Origin of the sequence: Aliidiomarina halalkaliphila (assembly GCF_007096385.1) — a bacterium.
In the GTDB taxonomy this organism is placed as follows: domain Bacteria; phylum Pseudomonadota; class Gammaproteobacteria; order Enterobacterales; family Alteromonadaceae; genus Aliidiomarina; species Aliidiomarina halalkaliphila.
Genome location: NZ_VJWL01000001.1, coordinates 401452 through 415162 on the forward strand (window position 1 = coordinate 401452; position 13711 = coordinate 415162).

A 13711-nucleotide genomic window follows, 5' to 3' on the forward strand; every position below is an offset into this window, starting at 1 on the left:
TATCGAGGGAACATTATGCTATCTCATATCAGAAAATATCACGGGATTGCGCTAGTCGCGGGTATGCCGTTAGTCTTTTTAGCGTCATCAACATCAGTTTATGCCGATGATAGGAGCGAAGCGGATCGTGGCAAAGTAAGCATCGACTTTCGCTATCGCCTAGAGCACGTTGAACAAACAAATCCTTTGCAGAATGCGTTGGCTTCAACCCTGCGTACGCGCGTAAATGCGCAGCGTGCGTTAAGCACGATGATTGCGTTTCAACTAGAAATTGATCATGTGGAAGTGATTGGCGATGATCGATACAACAGCACGGTCAACCTGCGTACCGACTACTCAGTTGTTGCGGATCCACGAGGCACAGATATCAATCAAGCCCTAATAAGTATTCGTATTCCTGATTTCGATGGCGTTGTTGATGTGGGACGTATGCGCATTAATCATTTGAATCAGCGTTTCCTAGGTGGTGTGGGCTGGCGCCAAAATGAACAAACCTTTGATGGCGTGCGCTATCAGCATAATACACAAGATTGGCGTATTGACCTTGCCTATATTCAGAATGTAAACCGTGTTTTTGGGCCAAAGGGACCGGCAGCGAACGAGCGTGGCACTTTATTCACCGGGCTTGTGCAGTGGCAGCTATCAGACCAACAATCCTTACGAGGGTATATGTATGATTTTGACTTTAGTGACTGGGACATTCGCGATAGCCAAACCTACGGTATTGAATATCATCATACATGGCCTATGCCAACCGGTTCCCTTCAGGCTCAAGTGGTCGCGGCTCGGCAAAATGATGCGCATCAACATCCGCAATCATTTAGCCACCATTACCACCGCTTCAGCGCAACCATGCCAGTGCTGCAGAGAGCTAAGCTGGAACTAGGCAGCGAGCGCCTTGCGGGTGATGGTATATCGGCATTCCAGACTCCATTAGCCACCTTGCACGCGTTTCAGGGATTTACGGATTTGTTTTTAGTGACACCGAACGATGGCTTACGGGATCATTTCGCAAAAGTTAGCATGTCCATTGGCCAAGTTCCTCTGACTATCGGGTATCACCAGTTTTATGCGGATACCGATCGCCGTAGATACGGTGACGAGTGGAATATCACCGGGACTTATCGTCTGCAAAGTGGCGTGCAGTTGTTAGGCAAATTTGCGGATTATAGGGCCAAGAGTCATGCCGTAGATACGCGCAAGGCGTGGTTCATGGTCTCTTATACCTTGTAAACACTCGCATGTTCGACGCACATGAAATGAATCTTGAAAAGCACTGCCATGGCAGTGCTTTTTACGTTCAAAATTCACCTCTACCTCTGAGGGGGTAAATGATCCTTTAGTTATGCCTGTTTGCGGGCAGGGGGCTATTTGATCATTACCGATCCTTGATCCAGATCAACCTCGTCATGTCTCAATCAGTTAGCGTAACTACTATATATAGTGTTCATAAGATCATTAAAGCACAAGATGTGGTGGTTAATGCGATATTCAGAAGAGCAAATTGTATGGCAGGAAGTGCCAGGAGAAACCTCCTTAGCCTACACCATTACGGGTTGTGATATTGGCTGTAAAGGATGTCACAGCACCCATACTTGGCCACTCAATAGCGGTGAGTTGCTCTCCGTGGAGTATTTCAAGACGCGCTTAAACACCTATGCCGGATTTATTAGTTGCGTGTTATTTCTCGGTGGTGAGTGGCACCTAGACACCTTAAAAACCTATTTACGTATCGCTCGAAAACAGGGTTTGAACACGTGTTTGTATACCGGTTTAGAAACGCCACCACCGGCACTGTTGCCCTATTTAACCTACGTGAAAACCGGGCCTTGGATGTCTAGCCGCGGTGGCTTAGCTGACCGTGGCACAAATCAAAAATTTATCCACGTAAAAACGGGTGAAGTTCAGAACTACAAATTTTGGTCTTAGTTCTGTAGACCCATCAAAAAACAAAAAGGGGATTGTTATGTTGCGCTTACTACCACACCAAATTGATGAAAAAATTCAGTTTATTCAGGATTACTTGCATGCTGAAAATGCCGCAGATGGCTCGAAGATGGACGCCAACGCAAATGTGACACAAAAAAACGTGGCAACCTTAGAAGCCGAAATCATGAAGGACTTTTTTGTACAGGTGAATAGGGGCCTTGTGCAAAAGAAAATATCGGAGTTGTTTGGCAACGATCTCGCTAATGAATATGTACGCCAAATCGAGGATCATGAAATTTACGTACATGACGAAACCAGCTTAAAGCCATATTGCGTATCGGTGACTATGTATCCGTTTCTGCGTGATGGATTAACCAAGCTTGGGGGAGAGTCTCAGGGGCCTAAGCATATCGAATCGTTTTGCGGCACCTTTGTAAACTTTGTATTTGCAGTAAGTTCGCAATTTGCCGGTGCAGTGGCGACCGTTGAATTCCTCACTTATTTCGATTATTTCGCCCGTAAAGATTACGGTGATAATTACCTGGAAACCCACCGCCACGAAATCGCAAATCACTTGCAACACGTCGTCTATGCCTTGAATCAACCAGCGGCGGCCCGTGGCTATCAAAGTGTATTCTGGAATATCTCAATTTATGACCAACACTACTTCGACAGCATGTTTGGTGAGTTCGTGTTTCCTGACTTTAGTAAACCTCGTTGGGAATCCGTTGAGAAGCTACAGGATTTCTTTTTGCATTGGTTTAATCAGGAACGTGAGAAAACCATACTGACTTTCCCAGTGGTTACCGTGGCTATGCTCACGGATGACGGTCAGTGCAAAGATCAAGAATTTGCCCGCTCTATGGCGAATCATATGGCCCAGGGCAGCTCGTTCTTTGTGTACTTATCGGACAATGCAGACAGCTTGGCCAGTTGTTGTCGTTTGCGCAGTGAGATCGCTGATAACACTTTTTCCTATACGTTAGGGGCGGGCGGGGTCGCCACAGGGTCCATTAATGTGATTACCATTAATATGAACCGATTGGTGCAAGATGGGCGTGATCTAGATACCGAAATTCGGAAGATTCAACAGTATCAAGTGGCTTATAGACGCTTAATGGAAGAGTATTTGGCGGCTGGCTTACTTACCGTATACGACGCAGGCTTTATTAGCTTAGAGAAGCAGTTCCTGACCATTGGTATCAATGGCATGGTGGAAGCGGCGGAATCGCTGGGTATTCAAGTGGGTAATAATCCGCAGTACAAAGAGTTTGTGCAAACGCATTTGAAAGTTATCTACGACGCCAATAAACGCGCTAAGAAAGAATTTGGCTACATGTTTAATACCGAGTTTGTGCCTGCTGAAAATTTAGGCATTAAGAATGCGAAATGGGATCGCGCTGATGGCTATGTAGTGACGCGAGATTGCTATAACAGCTACTTCTACACGGTTGAGGACGAGAGTATTAATGCGTTAGACAAATTTGTATTGCACGGGCGCGAGCTGATTGAATATTTGGATGGCGGCTCAGCCTTACATCTTAATCTTGATGAAAAAATGGGCACTGATGGCTACCTCACTCTCTTTAACATTGCGGCCCGCTCGGGATGTAATTATTTCTGTATTAACGTACGCATTACCATCTGTAATGAGTGTGAGGCTATTGATAAGCGAACCTTGGCGTCCTGCTCTAGCTGTGGTTCCGAAGATGTTGACCACGGCACGCGAGTTATTGGCTATCTGAAACGGGTCTCGGCCTTTAGTGAAGGACGGCGCAAAGAACATGCATTGCGCCATTATCACCGAGATCGCAGCCCTATAGCAGAAACCAAAGTGCAGAAAGAAGCGGTGAATGCATAAACTACCTAAGAAGAGGGAGGTGTCTCCCTCTTTTGTGCCAAAATCCAAATGACGGTCTTTGTTAAACTGCTTCTTATGAATTAGTGAATCAAAAGGAAGCCCAATGCAGCTCAGTAGTTATGAGGATTTTATTCGCGCGGCCCAGACGCAATCAGAGCCACAACGGTTACTGTTTGTATTTACCAAGGCGATGATGCCGGAAAAAGCCACAGCAGATCAACAGCAACGCTTTGGAGCTGGTGAAGGTGGGAACCTTGAGCCCGTGCTGTGTGTAGACAAACTCCCTGATGAAGTGAGTGATTTTAATGTACTTCTGGAGGAGTCGAAGGCCACGGGTATTGAATGGGATATCGCATTCGCCGCCAGTATGAGTGGGTCGGTAGGTTTCGCTCCGACGCCTGAGCAAGCGGAACAACCATTAAAAATGATGGTTGAGAGTATTAAGGGCGGGAACGTTGCAAATTTTTTAGCCTTCAACCGTAAGGCAGAGTTGCTCCGGATACTCTGATCGGTCGGTTAAACCGCCCAGTTACGTTGCGCGTGCTGGGCGGTTTTTTTATGGAAGTACGCCGATTTATGAAGCCGTCGCTTGCGCTTGGAAATCTTCAAGCTGATCTGCAAGGAGGTTGAGGAGATTGTACCCCGGGGTCGGGAGTTGATCCTGTACATCGATGGTGTCTAGCAAGTTTTTCACAGCTAACCCAAGTTCCGTATCCCCTTGGATGCGTAATTTTCGGCGAAAGAATAGAGTGTCTGGGTCTACGCGTTGGGCAATCATCAGGATGAAGTGATTAAAGTTTCCGGTAAGACGCACATCGGCATCGGGAAATCTCTGGGGTTGTGTTGATAGACGCACGCGTAAAGCGGGTGATGTGCTTTCTTTTAAGGTTACTTCCATGGCGAGGTGGATATCCTCAAATACAATGACCACCACTGCATCGCTGAGAAAGGCAAACTCATGCTGTTGTAATGGCTCTGAAAATACCTGATTGAATACCTGTTCTGCGAGCAGCTCCAAGGGCCATTTTGGCGTGATAGCCAAGCTCGTTTTTGTCCATGTTGGTAGCCGCGCTATTACCTTGTGAGTAACTCGTTTTATATCGAACATTCAGTAACTTCCGTTTCGTAATTGCGTAAAATAAGGATACGTTCGCGGGCACCGACAGGGCTTAATCTATATCAATAAACCATGCGGTAGTTGTGGTGTACTACACCCGATGCTCAGTTATATACAACTCAATGAATCTGGAAAGGCTATGGAATTATTGTGTCCGGCAGGTAGCTTGCCTGCATTGAAAGCGGCATTAAAACATGGCGCTGATGCTGTGTATGTTGGACTAAAAAATCAGACCAATGCGCGCCATTTTACGGGGTTGAATTTTGCCGAAGGCACTTTGCAAGATGCCGTCGCATTAACCCATGCCCAGGGTAAAAAAATTCATCTAGCCATCAACACCTTCGCCCATCCTGAACAATGGCAGCATTGGGCACAGGCAGTAGATGATGCCATCCGCTGTGGCGTTGATGTGCTGATTGTGGCGGATGTATCTATTCTGCATTACATTCGTACTTCCTACCCGCAACAAGAAGTGCATCTATCGGTGCAGGCTTCGGCAACAAATCAAGCCGCCATCGAGTTTTATCAACAACAGTTTGGGGTGCAGCGCGTTGTGTTGCCGCGCGTGTTAGCGATGAATCAAGTGCGGGCATTGGCACGTTCAACCACAGTTGACCTTGAGGTATTTGCCTTTGGAAGCTTATGCATTATGGCGGAAGGGCGCTGTTATCTTAGTTCATACATGACTGGTGAATCGCCAAACACCGCTGGCGCATGTTCACCTGCCGCCTATGTTCGATGGGAAGAGAAAGAAGAATACCTCGAATCACGCCTCAACAATGTAGTCATTGATCGGTTTGCACCCGATGAAACGGCGGGGTATCCCACCTTATGCAAAGGGCGCTTTGATGTGGATGGACAGCGCTATCACCCGCTAGAAGAGCCTACTAGTTTAAATACATTGGATCTGCTGCCTGAGCTCTATCGGGAAGGCATCAAATCGCTCAAGATTGAAGGCAGGCAACGCAGTCCCGCCTACGTGGCCGCAATTACGAAAGTATGGCGTGCCGCTATTGATCATGTACTCACCTCGCCAGAACGCTTCCAGGTTCAATCGGAATGGAGCGCAGTTCTGTCGTCACTATCGGAAGGCAGTCAGACCACTATTGGTGCCTATCATCGCAGTTGGAAATAGGAGTACCCATGCAATATTCACTTGGTCCTGTACTTTATTTTTGGCCAAAAGACACCATGCAGAGGTTCTATCGTGAGGCGGCTGAACAGCCGTTGGATACGGTGTATCTAGGGGAAACCGTGTGCAGCAAGCGCAGGGAGCTAAAGTTGCCAGATTATATGGCGCTCGCCCATGAACTGAGAGAGGCCGGTAAGCAAGTATGCTTATCAACAATGACGTTGTTGGAAGCACCGTCAGAGCTGCGGGAGTTAAAGCGTTACTGCGATAACGGCGATTTTTTGGTAGAAGCCAATGATATGGGGGCTGTTCAGATGTTGCGTTCGGCGGGATTGCCCTTTGTTGCCGGGGCCGCAATCAATTGCTACAACCAGCATACTTTGGCGTTATTGGTGGATCAGGGGATGACGCGCTGGCTAATGCCGGTTGAACTGTCCGGCGATTGGTTAGCGCAGATACTGCGGCAACCTGAAGTGCAGGAACGGCGGCATTTATTTGAAACCGAAGTCTTTGCTTTTGGCCACCTTCCATTAGCCTGGTCAGCCCGTTGTTTTACCGCACGATCTGAAAATAGACACAAAGACCAATGCGAACTTTGTTGTATCCGCTATCCTAAGGGACGAACAGTAACAAGTCAGGATGGCCGCGAAGTGTTCGTACTAAATGGCATTCAAACCCAGTCGGGTGAGCGCTACAATTTAGTGAATCAGCTGCCAGGTATGCACAAGTCCGTAGATATGCTGCGACTGAGTCCTGAAATAGAGGGTACCTGGGAATGGCTACAGCGGTTTCGCGCCAATGAACAAGGCAACGCGCCAATAACCCTAGCAAGCAATGAGTGTAATGGTTATTGGTTGAAGTTAGCGGGTATGATGCAGCAATAATCGCCCTGTGAGCAAAGGCAGCGGCATGATATGTGACGAAATGTATAGGAATCACTATGAGTAATCAGAAAGACAAGCAGGCCCGAATTGGAATTCTTACGGTTAGCGACCGGGCAAGTGCAGGTGTTTATGAGGATTTATCGGGTCAAGCAATTCAAGATACGTTGAACGACTATATTGTCTCAGATTTTACTGTGGTGTACCGGGTGATTCCGGATGAGCAGGCGCTCATCGAAAAAACCTTAATTGAGATGACCGATGAGGAAGGATGTTGTTTGGTGGTGACTACGGGTGGAACCGGACCTGCCAAGCGTGATGTAACACCTGAGGCAACCGAGGCGGTATGCGATCGTATGATGCCCGGATTTGGTGAATTGATGCGCATGGAATCGCTTAAATATGTTCCGACAGCGATACTTTCGCGGCAAACGGCAGGCTTACGTAAGCAAACCTTAATCCTCAACTTGCCGGGCAAACCGAAAGCGATACGTCAGTGTTTAGATGCCGTATTCCCCGCAATTCCCTATTGTATTGACTTGATGGAAGGGCCTTTTTTGGAATGCGATGAACAGGTGATACAAGTATTCCGCCCTAAGCGTTAACTTTGACGAAAGTGAGCGAATTAATGTTGGTTCAATACAAATAGATAGATCACGAGCAACAAAGTGATAAACCAAAAGCCGGAGAGCAGTTGCCAGAACAGTAGGCTACTGCTGCGGCTGCTTTGTTTGACCTCATCTCGGAGAAACTCGGGGTTTGGATGTTTCAAGTCGCGAATTAGGCTATTTAACGAGCGATAGCGCCGATTTAAATCAAAGCTTACCCCTTTTTCAAGCGCACGATCAAACCAAACCGGAATGGCCGGATTATGTTTGCGGGCACTGATATAACGAAGGCGATCGTAATCACTCGGCGTTTTGCACTCTTCAATAGCCTCGCCGTAGGGGAGTTTGCCGGTAAACATCTCATAGCAAATGGTTGCCAAGGCATAAACGTCACCTTGAATCCCCGAGTTGCGTCCGGTGAGATACTGCGGATCGGAATAGGATGCGGTGCCCAATACCGAAGAATGATCAATCGGAATAAAGATCTCGGCAACACCGGCCACATAGACACTTCCAAAGTCGACAATTTTGATAGTTTCTTTCTGGCTGACTGGGTCGGTGCTAATAATAATATTTCCAGGTTTTAAATCTTGATGCACGGCTTCACAATCGTGAAACGCTTGAATGCCGGCTACTACCTGTTCAATCAAGCGAATCGCTCGACCAGGTTTAACTGGAAAATTATATTCGAGCCACTTTTCCATGCTTACGCCATCCACGTACTCCATCAAATAGTAGAGGAAACTTCGTGGCCGTGATTGACGGATTATTTTCACTACATAGGGACTATCGACGCGACTTCCGATCCATTCTTCGCGTATGAAGCGTTCAATATAACTGCTGTCATCCTCGAAATTTGTTGAAGGCGTTTTCATAACGGCTCGTTGTCCAGAATCGATATCACGAACAAGATATAAATGACTACGACTACTCGCAAACAGCTCTTGTATAATCTCGAGGCCATCCACCTTCATGCCCGCTTTAAATGCAGGAGGGAAGGGCAACTGGGTTAAATGATCATGAAAATCGTCGATGTCGGTATTGGGCAAAGACACTACTTCGGCGAGCACCGCGCTAATATTATCGTCAGAGCCTTGCTGCAAGGCCATGTCTTTGAGTTGTTCACAAATTTCAGGGAGTGAACCGGAACTCCCAATGGCTTCTTGCAATTGGGCTTCACTGACAAAGTCGTGGATGCCATCGGTAGTGAGAAGGAAACGATCACCAACACACACCTCTTGCTTGCCATGGTCCAGTTGTAGTTGCCCATCCATACCCAACGCACGGGCCAAGAATCGGCGCTCTTGGTTCAGTTGGGCAGTGTGGTCGGTTGTGAGTTGGCGCATAAATCCACTGCGCCAATGATAAACACGACTATCTCCAACATGAAAGAAATGAGCTGTATGAGACTTGATAACCACAGCGCTAAAGGTACAGAGTTGTCCCTTCATTTCATTTTTAAATACGTGGCTGTGTCGAAATAAACGTAAATTGATCGTGGAGAGAACTTGGCTCGCACTATGAGCAACCGACCATGTATCAGGCGTGGAGGAGAAGTCGCGAAGAAACATCCGTACAGCAGTTTCACTGGCTTCTTGGCCGGCCTCTGCGCTACTGACACCATCGGCAATAGCGAGAATGGCGCCTTTGTAGGTAAGCACATGCGCATCATCGGGAATGTGTACGCCAACGGCGTCTTCATTCCCTTCTTTACCACCTTCGATGCATATCGACGCGTGATTAAGTTGTAGATGTGCAGTGCTTACCGGTTGCTTCATTACTTGTGACCCACTTCAATGGTGTGTACGGTACCGTCGGGCATAACTTCGGCAATATGACCACGCGGATTCTCCATAAACCACACCGCGACCAAGCCAATCAATGCGGATGCAGCGATAACGTAGAAGAACGTACTATAAGTCACAAAACTTAACACGGTGAGGTAGACCACTGCACCGACATTACCATAGGCACCTGCCATTCCAGCAATTTGCCCAGTCATACTGCGTTTAATAAGTGGAATCATGGCGAACACAGCACCTTCACCGGCTTGCACAAAGAATGAACAGGCCATGGTGACCAATACCGCCATAATGATCCACCAGTGAGAATCGATGAGGCCCATCATAAAGTACCCCAGAGCCAAACCCGAGATCATAATTAATAGGCTGCGACGACGTCCATATCGGTCTGAGAACCATCCGCCCATGGGACGCGACACCAAGTTCATAAAGGCAAAGGCTGACGCTAACAGGCCGGCGGTGACCGCAGTGAGACCTTCAAAGGTTTGCAAGAAGTAGAGGGGGAGCATTGATACCACCGCAAGCTCCGAACCAAAGGTCGCGAAATAGGCAATATTGAGGATGCCAACTTGCTTAAATGAATACTTCTCAAGTTCTGGTACCCCAGCGCGTAAATGTTCCGCATTCACAGCATAGGTGGTCCACGTGTGATAGATAAATATAACTACGAGTGACACAAAGAACACATACATCATGGTGTCGCTAAACAAATGCACACCAGAGGGTGATAAACGCCAAGCCAGAATAGCTAGGGCCAGATACATGGGGATATTCATAAGAATCAACGCCCACAACGCACCCCATGACGACACCAACATGGCGCCATTCTTTTTCGGTTTGAAATAGATGGAGCCTTTCGGCGTGTTACGGGCAAGCTTATAGAAAATAACCCCGTAAATACCGCAAAGTACGCCCACTAGCGCAATTGCATAACGCCATCCATCGTCGCCACCGAAGGCTAAGGCGAGCGTAGGGAGGAGCATCGCTGCAGCCGCTGAACCGAAGTTACCCCAGCCGCCATAGATTCCTTCAGCAGTACCTACTTGATGTGCCGGAAACCATTCGCTCACCAAACGAATGCCGATCACAAAACCCGCACCGACAAAACCTAGAAGGAAGCGGAAAACCGCTAATGAGGTGTAGGTTGTGGCAAATGCAAAGCCGATACACAGAAAAGCAGAGGTAATTAAGAGAATGGCGTAGATAAGCCTTGGCCCGTAGCGGTCGACCAACATGCCAACAATAATTCGCGCGGGAATGGTGATAGCCACGTTTAGAATCAACAACGCGCGAATCTGAGCATCGGTGAGATCCAGCGATACTTGAATCGATGCGAGCAATGGCGCGTGAGCGAACCAAACCGCGAAGGTTAAGAAAAACGCAAACCAGGTTAAATGGAGTGTTTTAATCTTGGGGTCGCTGAATCTGAGCAGATTCAATCCGGTGTTGGCCGAAGCGGTTGACATAGTAAAACCTCAAATAATGTAAGGGAATCTGGGCGGCAGTGTGCGCACGAATGGAAATAGCTTGCTTGATCTGTATCAATAAGGCTAATCGTCTGTTTTTACGGGGAAAAACAAGCCTACTCACTTTGTAGTAGTGTGTTTTCCGATACAGGCCACAGCTTCTGCGGAATCGCTACTTACTTTGGGGTAGATTTGAGCGCTAGGCGTTTCGAATTGGTGTTTTGTGAGTATCACCAGCGCTTCATGTGGTTTCTCTGGAAACTCGCTAAGATGCAAGCAATCAGTTTCTCGGAGTCGATTGTAATGGATGCAACCTTACCTAGGGCCTGGCAAGCTCTCGCTATGGCAACCTTAGCGTTTGCTGCCAATTTTTCGGTGTGGATTCTCTACGCTGTACTCGCCATTAATATCCAACGTGAACTGAATTTATCCGGCGTAGAGCTGGGTTTGTTGCTTTCTGCTCCTATGCTGTCGGGTGCGATTCTACGCATTCCTGTCGGTATTTTATGTGAGTACATGGGTGCTCGTACGCTGTGGATTTGGCAAATGCTGATCACCATTCCAGCACTTCTCTTTTTACCTTTTGTTGATAGTTATATTGGGTTTATTGGAATAGGTCTTTGGATTGGACTGAGTGGGGTGTCATTTACCCTAGGCGTTCGTTATGTGACAGACTGGTTTGCCCGCTCGCAACAAGGTTTGGCATTAGGTATCTTTGGCGCCGGCAACGCGGGAGCGGCTATTTCCTTTGTGCTTTTACCGCTATTCGTGATTTGGTTTGATTGGCCATGGACAGGGCCCTTATACGCTCTTGGGCTCACTCTCATGTTGCTCGTATTTATTATCTTTGCCCCGAAAACACCGAGTTATATACCTCGTTTTACACCGCCTTGGCGTGAGCAACTGCGCCCCCTTAAAGATCCCAGAGTTTGGCGCTTTAGTCTCTATTACTACTTTGTGTTTGGCAGCTTCCTTGCCCTAATCATGTGGTTACCTCATTACTATATGCAGGCGTATCAGTTGGAGTTTGAGCAAGCCATGGCATTCACCCTGTTTTTTGTCACCACGTCGAGTATGGTGCGCGCACTGGGTGGTTGGTTAGCCGATCGCTATGGTGGGCAATTGGTGAACTGGAGTGTATTTTGGGTGTGTCTGGTGTGTTTGTTCTTCTTAAGTTATCCACCGACGACCATGACGATCCATGGCATTGACCGTGATGTGATCATCAATATTGAAATTAATGTGTGGGTATTTACCGCTCTGATGTTTGTTATTGGCATCGCTCAGGGGCTAGGGCGGGCCAGCGTATTTAAAGTGATTCATAACCACTACCCTAAACAGATGGGAAGCGTTGGCGGTATTGTAGCCGCTATCGGTGGCTTAGGTGGTTTTACATTGCCTATTTTGTTCGGTTTAAGCCAAGACATGCTCGGTATTTCTAGCGCAGCATTTATGGTGTTATACGCGGTCCTCGCGGTATGTATGACGGTCATGTTTCTTGCATTACGGGCGGAGCGCTACCGGCGCGAACTCGCCCGAGCGCAAGCGCAAAACTTCTTTGAAGATGAATAACAGCAGAGGCTGACAATGCAAATTACACATGAGCAAAAAGAGCAGGGTTTATTTCCACTGTGGCGTCAGGCATTTCGTCCTTTCTTTCTCTTGGGGGCGGTCTTTAGTTTGGTCGCTATGGTGTTGTGGGGGGCTGTATTAACTGGGCATATTACCCTAAACCCTTATCATAATGTGATGTTCTGGCATCAACACGAAATGCTCTTTGGATTCGTCGTTGCGATTATTCTCGGTTTTTTACTGACCGCCGTACAGAACTGGACAGGCCTCAGGGCAACCCATGGCGGGTCGTTGATTATATTAATTGCGCTGTGGTTGAGTGCTCGAATGCTCATGCTGTTTGGTGCTGGCCTGCCCGCATGGTTGGTAGTTACCGTTGATTTAGCGTTGTTGCCCACCGCCGCTTTCTTATTTGGACGCTTGCTGGTTCGTGCTGGGCAATCGCGTAACTTGTTCTTTGTACCTATTTTGTTGGCGTTAGCTTTAATGAATGGCGCCACGCACGCGGGGGTGCTGTATGGACGCTTTGATTGGATTCAATACGGTACCAATAGTGCCGTTTGGTTAATTACCCTGATCATGGTCATTATTTCTGGGCGCGTGTTGCCGATGTTTACTGCTAATGGTACGCAAACCGAGCGGGTGCAACCAAAAGCTTGGATTGAGTTAGGAGCATTGTGCTCAGTGTGGCTTATCGTGGTTTTGCATGTATTTGCGCTTACCGGCTATATTCCAGACCGAGCCTTCGCAGTATTATTCGCGTTTGCAGGACTAATGACGACAATTCGTCTGCTTCGTTTGCGCTTTTGGATTACGTTACGAACCCCTCTGTTATGGTCACTTCATCTGTCCGTCGCTTTTATCCCGTTGGCCCTATTTCTGTTCGCTATGCGCTATGCGGGGATAGAGATGATCGGAAGTGTGAGCCACAGTACGGCGGTTCATACGCTCACGGTTGGGGCAATGGGGGTGATGATCATGGCTATGATGGCGCGCGTGTCCCTAGGCCATAGCGGTCGTCCCTTGAGAGCAAGTCCTTGGATGTCAGTGGCATTTCTGTTGATTATTGCTGCGGCCCTAGTGCGGATTGGCGCAAACTGGGGGCCCATTGCGGATATGATGACTTGGTATCAGTGGTCTGCAACCTTCTGGGCGGTCGCTTTTCTCATTTTTATCTTAGTCTATCTCCCGGTATTCCTATCGCCTCGTGCAGATGGACGACCCGGCTAGCGTGTCAGTATTCTTGAAAATGACTCTTTGTGGGTAGTTGACTAAATCTTTAGCGTGGATTGATTCATATCAAATCCCTTGTGAAACCAGGAGATACACTAGTGTCAGGTTTC

12 protein-coding genes are annotated in these 13711 nt (G+C 47.7%); 9 read left to right on the forward strand and 3 right to left on the reverse strand.

The genetic code is table 11. The features are described from left to right. Positions 1-15: 15 nt before the first annotated feature. The 4 genes from FM042_RS01890 to FM042_RS01905 all read left to right on the forward strand — a co-directional run bounded on the left by FM042_RS01890 (position 16) and on the right by FM042_RS01905 (position 4298). Positions 16-1233, forward strand: coding sequence for an alginate export family protein (locus FM042_RS01890; RefSeq protein WP_143234061.1), 1218 nt, complete (start codon positions 16-18; stop codon positions 1231-1233). Positions 1234-1482: 249 nt separating this feature from the next. Continuing rightward, a complete protein-coding gene (nrdG, locus tag FM042_RS01895; RefSeq protein WP_232366325.1) occupies positions 1483-1929 on the forward strand; it encodes an anaerobic ribonucleoside-triphosphate reductase activating protein in 447 nt (148 codons plus the stop codon). Continuing rightward, positions 1898-3790 (forward strand): anaerobic ribonucleoside-triphosphate reductase, encoded by a 1893-nt coding sequence (nrdD, locus tag FM042_RS01900; RefSeq protein WP_269902483.1) that lies wholly within the window; start codon positions 1898-1900, stop codon positions 3788-3790. The genes nrdG and nrdD overlap by 32 nt, the downstream gene beginning before the upstream one ends. A 103-nt stretch (positions 3791-3893) precedes the next feature. After that, positions 3894-4298, forward strand: coding sequence for a ribonucleotide reductase subunit alpha (locus FM042_RS01905; RefSeq protein WP_143234064.1), 405 nt, complete (start codon positions 3894-3896; stop codon positions 4296-4298). A gap of 66 nt (positions 4299-4364) precedes the next feature. Here FM042_RS01905 and ubiT read toward each other — a convergent pair whose 3' ends face one another. Further along, positions 4365-4832: a ubiquinone anaerobic biosynthesis accessory factor UbiT gene (gene ubiT / locus FM042_RS01910; protein ID WP_185960663.1), complete on the reverse strand. Its 468-nt coding sequence runs from the start codon at positions 4830-4832 to the stop codon at positions 4365-4367. A gap of 214 nt (positions 4833-5046) precedes the next feature. Between ubiT and ubiU the strand changes: the two genes are divergently transcribed. The 3 genes from ubiU to mog are packed head-to-tail and all read left to right on the forward strand — an operon-like array spanning position 5047 to position 7525. Continuing rightward, complete coding sequence (gene ubiU, locus FM042_RS01915; RefSeq protein ID WP_143234066.1) at positions 5047-6042, forward strand: ubiquinone anaerobic biosynthesis protein UbiU; 996 nt, start codon at positions 5047-5049, stop codon at positions 6040-6042. Between the two features lie 8 nt (positions 6043-6050). Further along, a complete protein-coding gene (locus FM042_RS01920) occupies positions 6051-6923 on the forward strand; it encodes a U32 family peptidase (RefSeq protein ID WP_143234067.1) in 873 nt (290 codons plus the stop codon). A gap of 56 nt (positions 6924-6979) precedes the next feature. Continuing rightward, positions 6980-7525 carry a molybdopterin adenylyltransferase gene (mog, locus tag FM042_RS01925; protein WP_143234068.1) on the forward strand — a complete coding sequence of 182 codons (546 nt, stop codon included), beginning with the start codon at positions 6980-6982 and terminating at the stop codon, positions 7523-7525. Positions 7526-7545: 20 nt separating this feature from the next. Here the strand turns inward: mog and FM042_RS01930 are convergent, their stop codons facing one another. Together FM042_RS01930 and FM042_RS01935 are read right to left on the reverse strand one after the other, a co-directional pair. Further along, positions 7546-9306 carry a bifunctional protein-serine/threonine kinase/phosphatase gene (locus tag FM042_RS01930; RefSeq protein ID WP_143234069.1) on the reverse strand — a complete coding sequence of 587 codons (1761 nt, stop codon included), beginning with the start codon at positions 9304-9306 and terminating at the stop codon, positions 7546-7548. Beyond that, on the reverse strand, positions 9306-10796 hold the full coding sequence (locus tag FM042_RS01935; RefSeq protein WP_143234070.1) for a NarK family nitrate/nitrite MFS transporter: 1491 nt from the start codon (positions 10794-10796) through the stop codon (positions 9306-9308). The genes FM042_RS01930 and FM042_RS01935 overlap by 1 nt, the downstream gene beginning before the upstream one ends. A 270-nt stretch (positions 10797-11066) precedes the next feature. On the opposite strand from FM042_RS01935, the gene FM042_RS01940 reads away from it, so the two are divergent. Together FM042_RS01940 and FM042_RS01945 are read left to right on the forward strand one after the other, a co-directional pair. Then, positions 11067-12368: an MFS transporter gene (locus FM042_RS01940; RefSeq protein ID WP_333472947.1), complete on the forward strand. Its 1302-nt coding sequence runs from the start codon at positions 11067-11069 to the stop codon at positions 12366-12368. A 15-nt stretch (positions 12369-12383) separates the two neighbouring features. After that, on the forward strand, positions 12384-13598 hold the full coding sequence (locus FM042_RS01945; RefSeq protein WP_143234071.1) for an NnrS family protein: 1215 nt from the start codon (positions 12384-12386) through the stop codon (positions 13596-13598). Positions 13599-13711: the final 113 nt, after the last annotated feature.